Genomic DNA, 12293 nt, shown 5'->3' on the forward strand with positions numbered 1-12293 from the left:
ACCGGTGGTCCCCTGAGGCAATATCGAGTGGCCTTCAAACCTCAAAATACTCAGTAACTAAACCTGCGCAAGTCACGTCCGAGATGGTACCGCCCCGACCGTATAGGAGCGCGGGAATGGTACTCAACGAAACATGGAAATCTTTCCGTGCGCCCCAGCACTTATACAGGGCGGCAGCGCGATCCTTGAGTCTCCGCTGCAAAGGTCGTGAGCTCGAAACTATTCGGCAGTGGAATCGTCGCCGGATTCGGCATTGATGCTCTCTGAATGGAACTTCTCAAGTTCGACAGCGCGGTTGGCGATCAGCTTGGTTACGGCCGCGGTGAACAGCGCGGTGGAGCTTCCTTTCTCACCTTCTCCGAAATAGTGACGTCTGAGGTCGTATCTGCGCCCAGCTGAGCCGTCTTCCGTGAGCATCTCGTTCAGCATCGACTTCAAGCCATCGATCGTCGATTCGTTGATGATGGGCGTCGCGCGGCTGATGGGTGCTTCGGCACTTAGCGTTGCCCTGTCATTTCGGCGGTCTGTCAGAGCCAGCGGTTTGTTCGGCTGAAGATAGAGGAAATCGAGTCCGACACTGGAGATATCGGTGACGAGGAGATCGACGGTGTCGAACATGGCGAGAATGTCCCCCTGCATGAGCTTCTGGTGCTGCAGAGCTTCGTCGGCGATGGATGCGTTACCTGCCGCGATGAGTTCGAGAATCCTGGCGTTCGCCTCGGACATTGCAGGGTCCTTGGACGATTCGACTCGGGGGTGGGGCTTATAGATCAATCGTGTGCTCGGGATCTGAAGCGCAGCCTCAACGATCTGTGGTCCAAAGAGATCGACCGAAGTGTAATTGTTCGACTCGTTCTCGCCCTCCCAGGTGGGCGCATACATGATGGTTCGCGCCGTCGAAGGTTCGAGTTCCAATGGCTTTTCGATGTCCAGCTGCGGCCGACCGATCTTGACCAGAGCCGCCTCGTCGAAATCGATGAGTGCTTTACGGTACCTTTCAACCGCAGCATCGCCGGCGACGAAAACCCTGTCATAGGATTTGGCTTGGTTGGACACCATGCTCAACTTGTCCGACTCACCATGATTGACATGAACATGAACCATCGGAGCGAAGGCCAGCGACTGGAAATTCGTCACTCCATTGTTGACATATAGAGCCAGTTTGAGGTCGTTGGCATGATAGAAGCTGTGTAACGGGTCGAAGCGACGCTTGAACACCACGGGCAGGCGGGTAATCTCCAAAGCTCGCACTAGGGCAGAGCCCTTACGCAACACCAGTGCGACTCGGTGTGTCTTGTGAAGTTCCTCGAGCACCGGAATCCACTGTTCGAGTTGGTAGAACTTGGAAACCCGATCGCCGAAGTAGACCACGATCTCAGCCTGGACATAGCTGCCATCGAATTCGTCCTCGAGGCGATTCCAACGTTCAGTGCCTCTGATCCACTTGCTTGTTGTCTTCCAAGCAGACGATCGCACAGCCATCAGTGCTGTCTTCCGGATCAGGTTCTTCACGATGTCCCTTTCAACGAGGAATCCGACTCATCTACAACGCTCAGAGAAGCGTTTCCGAATCCAATATTACGGGCAAACGCGCAATCGAGTACTCAAGCGGCGTGTTCGCCAGTAGTGAAGTTGGTGTCGGTGCCTGGGCGAGCAGATGTATTCGCCGCTCCTGTCTTGGCTGAAATTCCCGTCAGCTCAGCCCACGTGGCTGTGACCCGTTGCCGGTTTGCTTGGGCGCCCTGTGCCGTTCCTCACGATTCGACAGCGCGCCCGTAGGAGCCTGAACCCGGGCGCTGAGATTCCCGTGGGCAGTCGAGTATAGAGTCAGATGGTCGGAAGAATTTTTGATGCGTGAATCGTCGCTAGAGATACGGATGCGCTGGAAATCTCGCACGTTGACGAGATCAACTGAAATATCGATAAGACCCTGCGGAATCTCTGCGAAACGGGTGAGAGGTACTGTTGTGCTGAAGCGTGCCCCGTCGATTGAACCAGCGATTCTCCCGAAATGGCCCCCTTTGCGTGCCTTCCATACAAGATAGGCTGCCTCTGGACTGGGTAACAGAGGTGATTCAATTTTGATCTTAAAGTCGATGCTATCAGATGTTAAGGTCGCTTCGATTAACTCTGCCACTCCGCTGGAAATTGGTGTTAACGCATCAAAGGACTGTTCTGCGAACACGTTCCCCCAGCTCGACACAATTCTATGGGCAAAGAAGTCAGAAGCACGGCGAACCGCCGCCGCGCGCATAGTTCGTCGTTCGTTCTCCCTCATCGTTGTAAATCGAGAGATCGCTTCAGCTAAGGCATCCGTATCCCCGTCACGGATGAGGAAACCGTTGACGCCATCGGTGATAATGTCGGCCGGACCGTACGGAATTTCGTATGCGATCGGTATACAGCCTGCAGACATGCTTTCGAGAATGACAAGCCCTTGACCTTCCGAACGGCTTGTCAACAAGCTGAAGGAAGCATCTAAAAAATGTCGCCTAGCTCCCGGAGTATGGCCGTGGAAGGTAATCAGTCCCGCGGCACCGAGGTTTTCAGTCATAGTTTCTAGATCATCACGATTCTTACCATCTCCGTAAACGTCGAGGGTGATGCCCGGAACTATCTCTGATGCTTGATGTACTGCGCTGACGGCATCTGAGACCCGTTTGGCGTGCACGAGACGGGCGATCATCGCTCCCTTTCGGGGATCGCGTGGCGCATCCGGGCTTCCGTGGAGGTTAGAGGTGAAATTGGAGACTGTGCGCAAGTTGGAGGTGGCCAGTTGAGAGTGGGCCATGTCTTCGCGTTGCTGGTTCGTCAGACTTGCGACAAGGTCATATGAGTCTAAGTGGCTGAGGATCTCCAGCTTGTCCGGGGACAATTCGCCGTGAACGCCGCTAGCAGGGTCCCGCAGGAAATGACTATGTATGACCTGGCATAGAATCACATTGTCACGACGATAATCATGGACGAGCCCTCCGGCGAAAGACGAGTCGGAAATCAGGAAAGCCCTCTTGTCTGTAAACACGGAGTCGAACCATGAGTGGTAGAAGGCCCTCGCGGTTGACCACTGCCCAACGGGCTTTCGTTTTCTATTAAACAGTGTTATTCGTCGCCCACCGCGGCGACCACGTTTCCGCAGGTCCTGCCGGTCACTGACCAAGAGCGTTCCATCATCCCGGTATCGGTCAACTTGCAACACTGCACCGTCAGCGTCGGTCCTTGTTTCAGTCCAGGAATCGCTAGTACGTGGAAGCACATCGTCAAAAGGATTCTGGATTTCCTCGTGTTCGCCTATCAGGTCTGAGAGCTTGCGGTCTCTGCGGGTAAGGAGATCAGCCCAAACGTTGCGAATCTTGACTCGGCGATCGAGATGCCCCTTGGAACGCAGCTCTTTCTCGCGCGTCCCATCCTTCATTTCTGGGCTGAGGGTCAGAATCTCCACACGGCGATTGTCGACTTTGGCAAACGCCGAGCTACGTTCAAGAACGACAGTCGTCATTCCGCCAAATTCTTCGGCTATTCCCCAGGTGAAAGTGTAGTAATTTCCTTCTGGTAGTAATCCATTATGGGGGAGCCGATGCTGATAGATAGTTGGCGATGAGTAACGGCCGTGCGTCGCGTTCATATCCCCATACTATTGCTGTCGCGGTTGAAGGGGGGAAGCCCCGCGCCGGACAGGACTCATTTGTTCTCCCGGGACGATGCCTCACGCTCCGGGCGAGAAGCCACGTCGATGTGATCTCTGAACCTTGCGACAGCCCGATGGTGCGCGCGGAGGCATACCAATGCGTCTGCTGGGCAGGACGAGCTGGAACGAGGAGGCGAGTGCTGTCGTGGCTGATGTTGTCGGCATCAGCCTCTGCCCGGCCAGTACGTCTTGGCTTATCGTCATGCGTGCAGCGGCGTCTTTGCTTCGGGCATCGGGTGCATCAGTACAAATTACACAAACGAGCTCGCCTGTGAACCGCGACCGCAAGAGTTCTGAATAAGTCGTGGGGCATCCGGTCCAGATCACAATCGTGGTTCAGTCTTCTTTGCTGTCGCTTCACCTAAATCCAGTAAGGCATCGACAACGCGTTCGGTTGCGTGCCCGTCATCTGCGGAAGCGAAGCGATCGACGAAATCTGCAAGCGGAACAGAGCCCTCGAGTTGTCCTGTTTCGCGGGCAGTGTCGATTGCGTGGTATAGGTCCTCAGCGCTTTCCACGATGGGGCCGGGAAGCTCGGTGCTGTAGTCGAGATAGAATCCGCGCAACTCCTGCCTGTACTTCTCGAGGTCGTGAGCATAGAAGCAAATGGGCCTCTTCAGAAGGCTGTAGTCGAAGAACACAGAGGAATAGTCAGTAACGAGCATGTCGGAAGCGAGGTAGAGTTCCTGGATGTCGGGGAGCTTCGTGACATTGGTGATGGTCTCGGAGTCCTTTGGTACGCGAATCTTCGTGTTGATGAGTACGTGGGCTCTGACGAGCAACTTCACGTTCGTTGAGGCGAAGCGCGACTCGAATTCCTCGGGCGGGAACGGCCACTCGAAGGCGAAACGGCCACGAGTCGTGGGCTTATCATCTCTGAATGTCGGCGCGTAGAGAACGACGAAATCCGAATCGGCGAGTCCGAGCCGCTGTCGTACAGACTTCCGACGGTCGTCGGCGGCTTCATTGAGCAACACATCGTTTCGAGGATAGCCAAGTTCGACCGAGGGGCCACCGAAGGCATAGGCCGAACGCATGATGTCAGTGGTGTAGGGATTCGGTGAGACGAGTACTGTCCACTGCCGTGTGGCCTCGGTGACGCGGGCGACGTACCCTTCGTCACGACCGACGATCTGGTCGATGTCAAGGAACATCTTCTTCAGAGGTGTGCCGTGCCAGGTCTGAATGTAGACGCCTTGGCTGCGGCGATGGATGAAGTGGGGCATATTCTGATTGCTCACCCAGTACTTCGCTCGAGCGAGATACCAGAAGTACTCCGGGGAGTATTTTTTGACGATGATCGTTTGGTCGTCCCGGATGGGGAAGCGTTTGTTGTAGATCCAGACTTTCAGGCGGGTGTCGCCCCGATTGACAAGTTCGTCGTAGATGGCCCCGGGATTATCTCCGAGCTGCCGGCCCTGTCCACTCTCGAAGACGATGATGTTCGGATCAATAGGCAACATGCGAAAGAGCTTATAAATCTGCTTCATCACCGGTCGATACTGCTTGTGTTTGCGCAACAATCTACCCGCCGCAGAGATCTCCTCCGAGTGAATTGCCCGCGTCAATGGGGAATGCGATGATTGCACCGCGGTAATGGCCTCAAACGTTCGTGCGCTGGCACGGCGGTCCTGGTAGGTGATGAAGCGGCGTGATCTTTGTCTGTACTGGTCCGCGCTGTCGTCCCGACCCGTGAGCGCGTCCATCAGCCAGCTAGTTAGTTCGTCCTCGTCAACGAACGTCGGTCCGGGCAACTCTTCCTTTGCCGAAACATGCGGCTGGGCGAAGCGACGCGAGTCGAATTGGTAATATGCGACAGGCTTGTCGAGGAAGGAGAAGTCGAAAGCGACGCTCGAATAGTCAGTGATCATGACAGCGCTGCGTTTCATCAGGTATTGGACGTCGACCTCGCCCTGACTGACCACAGTGACCCCCGGACGGTCGAAATGACGAGTGAATTGCTGCATGTTGGGATGAAGGCAGAAGACCACTTCACACCCATGCTCCTCGACCAATCCGGTGATCACTTCGGCGGACAGAAGTGATGACCACCGCTCGAAGTACGCGGATTCCGTAAAAGTTTCGGGATCCTGTAGCCATGGGCGCCAGGTCGGAATTATGAGGATCTGACCTGGGCGGACGTCGACGTCGTCGGCTAGCAGTGCGTCGAAACGCGCTAGGCCTGTGACAGCCACCTCGTCGGCGGAATAGCCGAAGTCCTTGATAAAGATTTGTTTTTCCCGCTCGGAGCTGGTGATTACCAGGTCCGTCACGAAATCGCTGGACTTCTTTCCATAGTTGGGTACCATCCATTTGGCCCCCATAACTCCGTGCTGGAGGAAGATTTTCGGTACAGATGCGACTGCCGCGCCGAATCGAGGAGATCGGGTGGGGTAGAGATAGTCGGGATGGTGCGTACCGATGAATCGGTCTGCTGCCAAAGCGACGTCGACGTGCTGTTTGGAACGGAAGGCGATGACGTGGTCATATCCGGCAAGATTGGACTGTTCGGGGGAATCGGGCTCGATGACGTAGTAGGCATCGATTTCCGGATGGTTGTGCCGGAGGTACTTGAAGAAGTGGAGGCCGTTGTCCTGAGCCTTGTAAGGAAGCTCTCCGATGACCCACACGGGTTTGTCGACTCTTGGACGATGGTTGCGTGAACCTTTCCGCTCAGCGACCGATGAGCGCATATGTTCGAAGACCTGGGAATCGAAGACCTCAGAATAGATGGACGGGTTCTTCGCCTTGAACGTGTAATAGGGAGTGAGAAGGATCGTCTTCCCGCAATGGCCGACGCGGGTGGAGCGCGAATGACGACGGACCAGGTACCTCGAGCGTCCGAAGCGACGACGGACCGGCTCTTCGAGCTGAGGTCCATCGAACTCGACGTAGAGGTCGAGAGTGTCGTTGGGCAACTGGTCGGCGATCGCCTCAAGATCGCAATGAGCCGAGAACTTGTAAAGGCGTGAGCCAAATTTTCTCCGCGTCCTCGCATCATCGTAAGAGATGTCGGCAGGCACGTTCAGCTTAAACCCTGAGGTCCGTCCGACCACTGACAATTCCAGACGACTGATCGAGTTGCTGTGGACATTAATGCGGCCCTCCACGATCAGCTCGGCGTTCTCCAGAGTCATTCGTTCGTTAACCGGGCGCCCGCCGATCGAGGGGTTCCCGCCAACCACGAATGTGAGTATGCCGCGCCTGTTCGAGTACGGGGCGATGTAGGAGTTTCCGACGACGACGTTGCGTAACTCGTGGAGAAGAGTGTGCGAAGCCTTGCCCACTGGAAGGAGGAAGGTTGCGCCCACGCCGTCGTCTATAAAACCAAGATCGTCTGAGCCGTCGTTGTCATGGCCGGCAAACTCCGCTTCGCGAGCCATCGAAGGCACTTCGCTCGCCGAAGTAGCTCGAACGAACAGGGACGCCCGCTGTGGAGCAGTCGGTATAGTTGACTCCGCTCCGGTGAGACGCGCTTTTGACTGGATCATTCGTGCGAGTTTGGTCAGATCGATGGACGTAGCGTATACGCGTAGCTCGCCATTTGAGGGCAAATGGGACGGCACCTCGTGAAGCTCTTCCACAGGTGTCCATTCGCCGTCTATATTGATGACGATCTCGGTCAATGTCAGCAGTGGGTCGACTGCCAGCTCGACGTTCAGATTATGAGTTCGGTTGTCATCGTGTTCGACTGTGAGCTGTCGAATCGGTTTGGTTGTTGGCTCGTGGGCCCCTGACCCCCGGTTCTTCGCCAGTCGTCTGGTAGCTGACGCTGCGCGGCCAACCAATGAACTTGTGGAGAATCGTCTCACCGTGCTTGTCCTACTTCCCACGTCAATGCTTGCCGGAGTTCGCTGCTGTATTCGACTGCGTCCCGGATAGCGCGGGCGCGCGCTGGCGCAGTATCCTCTGCACCTACCGACACGATGTCGATGGTCTCGGGAAAATGGATGAGGGCCTCGCGAATCATCCTGTCGGGCAACTGTGGCGGCTGAATGATCAAGTCGAAGAGTCGCAATCGATTGTTGATCCATTCAAGGTTACGTAATGAGCCAACGTACACATGCCGCATCGTGTTGTGGCCCGCCTCCCGCAGATTTAGTTTCGCCTGGTCGAAATGAACGTCTAGCAGTGGTGCGAGCCCTGAATAGAAGGATTCAGTCACTGTGGCGTTGTTGCCGACAAGTATACGGAGGCGAGTACGTCGTCTGAGAAATCTGTATGCGTGGGGATTGCCGACAACGATCGTCACTCTCTCACTTCGGTTGGCGAGTTCGAGCGCAGGCAACCAATCCACCAATGGTGCTAGATCCTCGGGATTGCCCATTGCGGTAACGACGATCGGTGATTGCTGATGATACTCGGCAACGTTGGCTGAGCGGGCGACGAGCGACTGGGTGCGTGAGGTTAGTACCGTCGTCGTGAGAAGCCGACGGCCGACGCTTGAGACGCTCTTGATAACTGGCATTGTCTGGGCCTTTATCTGTTTGACTGCGGCTGTCAGTCTCGCTTTCGTTCCTCTCGTCCTGGACGGCGAGGCTGAGAAAGGGCGGGCAGGTGACACGCTGCTGAGTGCCCGATGCCTGCAGTCCCGAGTCGGCAAGCTTCGATCGTGTTCCTCGAGCACGTAGTCGATCGCGTCGGTGAATCTCTGCAACGAAGCTCCCGGACGGCGATCGCCGTAATAGTAGTCAGCCCCTTCGGAGAAGCTTTTGATCAAGACTTCGTCATGCAAAACGGATTCGATGATTGACACGATCGACGATGACGCACTGGCCTTGATTTTTGGGAGGATCGTCATTATTCCTTCGTGTGGCGTCGGAACTTGGGCCTCCAAGGGCTCGGTCACAAGAAGAGGCTTTCCGGTTGTCAACCAGTCATAGGCGACGGCAGAAATGTCTGTAATCATCAAATCGGCTGCAGTGAGTTGCCAGCCGAACGGCGTTTCGTCGACAAGGTGAGAGGCGTTTTCTTCGGTCTGATTGGCGGAAGCGATGATCCGGCGGATCTCAGCATCCGCGCTGAGGAAGTCGCCAGAATAGATTCCGGTTCTGGGGTGCGGGCGATAGATCACCCGCAGGTTCTTCTCGGATACCAGAGCCTGGACTATGGCGACACCGTGCGAGGCGACGGATCCGTACCGCATGGTCAGTCTCCCGCCTTCCCATGTGGGCGCATAGATGATGGTCGTACGCTCGTCGTCCCACAGGAACGGAGCAGGTTGGGGGATGTCGATCTGCGGTCGGCCGATCATGATGGTTCGATCGTCGACATCGTAGTTGCGCACATGACGAGTCAGTCGATCCCGTGAAGCCTGGCCAGCGATGAAGAAATAGTTGAAGATCTTGATCCAATTCGACGCCATATAGATCTTGTCGGACTCTCCGTGACAGATGAAGACATGCTCGGAGGACTCCAGTCCCAGAATTCGGTAGTTCGCGTAGTTCTGGTTCGGGTACAGGATCACTTTGGGCCGGAGCACATCCTCTACTTCGGACAGGTCTATATAGCCCGGGGTCAGAATGATTTTGAGACTGGTCTCTTCAGAGATCTGTCTGGCCGTTTCGGGGTGATAACAGAGAATCCCGACTTTCAACCGTTGTGCGAGATGTTCGAGGGGTCCGTACCATTGTCGAACCTGGTAGAGATTGATCGTGCTGTCAGGGAAGTTGAGTAAGACATCGAAAGGTCCGTCATACGGCGGAAGGAAGGCAGGTTCCTGACGGAGTTTCTTCCGGAGGGCCGCAATGTGCACCGCATCGTTCAGCTTCTGAGAGACGAACCGGCCGGTGCGTAACGGTGTGAGGAAAATGGACACAGTTACCTTTGCTCTTTGAACGTGTAAAACTCCGACGCCTGTGATCTTCTGGGTCGGTTATCGCCGACAATCCAGGTTACCGCAATCTTCATCAACTGTTCATCCGGGGTGGGGTCGAATGTGGGTGTCTGTCGGTTTGGGTGGAGTTCCTCGTCGAGAAATACTGCCCAAAGCCCCTGTAAGTCTTGCTGAAATCGCAACTTCTGTGCACACTGTAGTGGTGGTCACGACGAGCGAGGGTGCGCACAGCACACAGAGGGCCCTGGTGGCCCGTGTCCGCAGTGCCATCAAAGCGGCCGGGATCAACCACAGTGAGGTTGCCCGGCACATCGGGCTCGACGCGAGCAAACTCTCGAAATCCCTCGCCGGCATACGGAAGTTCCGGGTCGAAGAGATCTCACACATCGCGGAACTGACCGACGTCACCACCGATTGGCTCACGACCGGGCGAAAGACGCGGCCGCCTCGGCGAGATTTGGTCTCCGAAGCTCGACCGGCGGCAGCCAAAGCGGCGGAAGCTCTGACAGTGGACTCGGTGCCCGATGCCTGTGAGGAGACGTCTGCTCCCGCGGTCGAAAAGCCGTGGATGTCGAAGGGAACCCGCAACCGGGCGAAGATCATCGCAGCCGCATGGGAGCTCTACGCCGACCGTGGCATCGACAAGGTCCGTACCGAGGACGTCGCTCGCGCCAGCGGACTGACCGCCTCGGCGGTGAACTACCACTTCCGTGCGAAGAACCAGCTCCTGCAAGCGGCCCTGCGCCACTCGCTCGACGTCATCGGCCGGACCCGGGAACTCAACGAACCCTCCGACCCGGTCTCTGTGCTGCGCCGCTTCGCACGCATGCACGCGGGCGTCGATGTGCGCATCCGGCGTGTGTGGTCGATCTGGATGCAGAGCTGGGCGCTCGCCTCCACCGATGAGGACGCACGGGCCAACCTCGCCGGTGTCTACGGCGAATGGCTGGAGATGATGACCGGAGTCGTCTTCGCCGGCCAACGTGACGGCACGATCCGCACCGGCGACACCGCCCTCATCGTCAAATCCCTGTCGATCTTCATCGACGGACTCGGCGTGGCTCGCAGCACCGAGCAGATGCCGCTTACCGACGACGAAGCACTGTGCATGCTCGAGAACTACCTGAACGCCCACATCCTCGCCGATGACCTCCCACCCCAAACGCCAGGACGGGCCGCCGCAGTCGGACGTCCCGAAACGACACAGCAGGAAGAAGGCACATGAGCACACCGAATCGAAGACAAGCGTTGGGGGCTGGGCTGTCGATATCCGCACTGGCGGGCTTGAGCGCCTGTGGGGGCGGCAGCTCCGTCGGTGCCGCCGACGCAGGGAAACCAGTCAAGGGCGGAAGCCTGCGCGTGGGAGTCACCGGAGGCAACTCCGCGGACACCGTCGACGCCCACATCCCGGTCAACAACGGCGACATCGCCCGCGTGATCAACATGTACAACGCCCTCTATGGCTGGGACGACGATTCGAAGGTCGTCCCGCTGCTTGCCGAGTCCTTCGAATCCAACGGCGACGCCACCGTCTGGACCTGCACCCTCAAGAAGGGCGTCAAGTTCTCCAACGGCAATCCGATCACACCGGATGACGTGATCTTCACCTTCAAGAGGATCACTGACCCCGACGATCCCAAGACAGCAGCCGCGAACTTCACCATGCTCGACAAAGTCGTCGCCAAGGATGAACGGACCGTGGAATTCCACCTCTCCGAGCCCAACGGCCTATTCAACGACGCAGTAGCCGAATACACTGCGGCCATCGTGCCCGAAGGCTATGATCCTGCAGACCCGGTGTGCTCCGGTCCGTTCAAGCTCAAGTCGTTCACCGCGGCCCAGTCCTCGGTGCTCGTGCCCAACGAGCACTACTTCGACGCCGACAAGATCTACCTCGATGAGGTTCAGCTGCTGAACTTCAACGATTCGGACGCGCTCATCAACGCATTGCTCTCGTCCCAGGTCGACGCGATCGCACAGATCCCGTTGGCCCTCGTCGAGGTCATCGACGCCGATGAGCGCATGGCCATCCTCAATTCTGAGACCGGCATGTGGCTGCCGTTTACGATGCGTGTCGACAAGGCACCATTCGACGATGTCAAGGTGCGTCAGGCATTCCGCCTCGTCGTCGACCGGGAGCAGATGATCGAACAGGTCCTGTCTGGCTTCGGGACCATCGGCAACGACATGTTCGGCCCGCTGAGCGAGAACTACCCCGAGTTCCCGCAGCGCAAGCAGGACATTCCCAAAGCCAAAAAGCTCCTCGCCGAGGCGGGCTACCCCGATGGAATCGATGTCGAGCTGGTCACCGCGCCCATCCAATCCGGTGCCGTCGAGTCGGCCCAGGTCTTCGCTCAGCAGGCTGCTGAGGCCGGCATCCGAGTCAAAATCCGTCGAGTCGACGCAACGACGTTCTTCGGCGACGAATACCTCCAATGGGATTTCGCTCAGGATTTCTGGTACACCAGAGACTTCCTGCCGCAGGTCATCTCCTCCTGCATCGAGGAATCACCATTCAACGAGACCCACTGGGATCAGCCGGCCTTCAACAAGATCTTCGACAAGGTCCGCGCCATTCCCAAGGTCGAGAAGAGACGCGACCTCGAACACGAATTGCAGAAGATCCTCTACGACGAAGGCGGCTATATCATCTGGGGATTCGCCAACCAGGTCGATGCCTTCCAGAAGTACGTCGGCGGGCTGGTCAAGAACGCCACAGGACGTCCGCTGGGCGGCTGGCGATTCGACCGCGTATGGATAGGACAGGTGTGA

At 57.0% G+C, this 12293-nt stretch carries 6 protein-coding genes; 2 read left to right on the plus strand and 4 right to left on the minus strand.

Translation table 11 applies throughout. From position 1 onward, the window contains the following. Positions 1–219: 219 nt before the first annotated feature. The 4 genes from INT29_RS18605 to INT29_RS18620 form a co-directional block, all read right to left on the minus strand. Positions 220–1512, minus strand: coding sequence for a CDP-glycerol glycerophosphotransferase family protein (locus tag INT29_RS18605; protein WP_319020942.1), 1293 nt, complete (start codon positions 1510–1512; stop codon positions 220–222). A 181-nt stretch (positions 1513–1693) separates the two neighbouring features. Continuing rightward, positions 1694–3622 (minus strand): glycosyltransferase, encoded by a 1929-nt coding sequence (locus INT29_RS18610; protein ID WP_193072944.1) that lies wholly within the window; start codon positions 3620–3622, stop codon positions 1694–1696. 386 nt (positions 3623–4008) lie between these two features. Further along, positions 4009–7068: a CDP-glycerol glycerophosphotransferase family protein gene (locus tag INT29_RS18615; RefSeq protein WP_226842218.1), complete on the minus strand. Its 3060-nt coding sequence runs from the start codon at positions 7066–7068 to the stop codon at positions 4009–4011. Between the two features lie 425 nt (positions 7069–7493). Next, a complete protein-coding gene (locus INT29_RS18620) occupies positions 7494–9503 on the minus strand; it encodes a CDP-glycerol glycerophosphotransferase family protein (RefSeq protein ID WP_193072946.1) in 2010 nt (669 codons plus the stop codon). A gap of 220 nt (positions 9504–9723) precedes the next feature. Here INT29_RS18620 and INT29_RS18625 point away from each other — a divergent pair, with 220 nt between their 5' ends. Together INT29_RS18625 and INT29_RS18630 are read left to right on the plus strand one after the other, a co-directional pair. Beyond that, positions 9724–10746: a TetR/AcrR family transcriptional regulator gene (locus tag INT29_RS18625; RefSeq protein WP_319020943.1), complete on the plus strand. Its 1023-nt coding sequence runs from the start codon at positions 9724–9726 to the stop codon at positions 10744–10746. Next, positions 10743–12293, plus strand: a complete 1551-nt coding sequence (locus INT29_RS18630) for an ABC transporter substrate-binding protein (protein ID WP_193072947.1) — start codon at positions 10743–10745, stop codon at positions 12291–12293. The genes INT29_RS18625 and INT29_RS18630 overlap by 4 nt, the downstream gene beginning before the upstream one ends.

Source organism: Brevibacterium sp. FME37 (assembly GCF_014897485.1).
Lineage (GTDB): Bacteria > Actinomycetota > Actinomycetes > Actinomycetales > Brevibacteriaceae > Brevibacterium.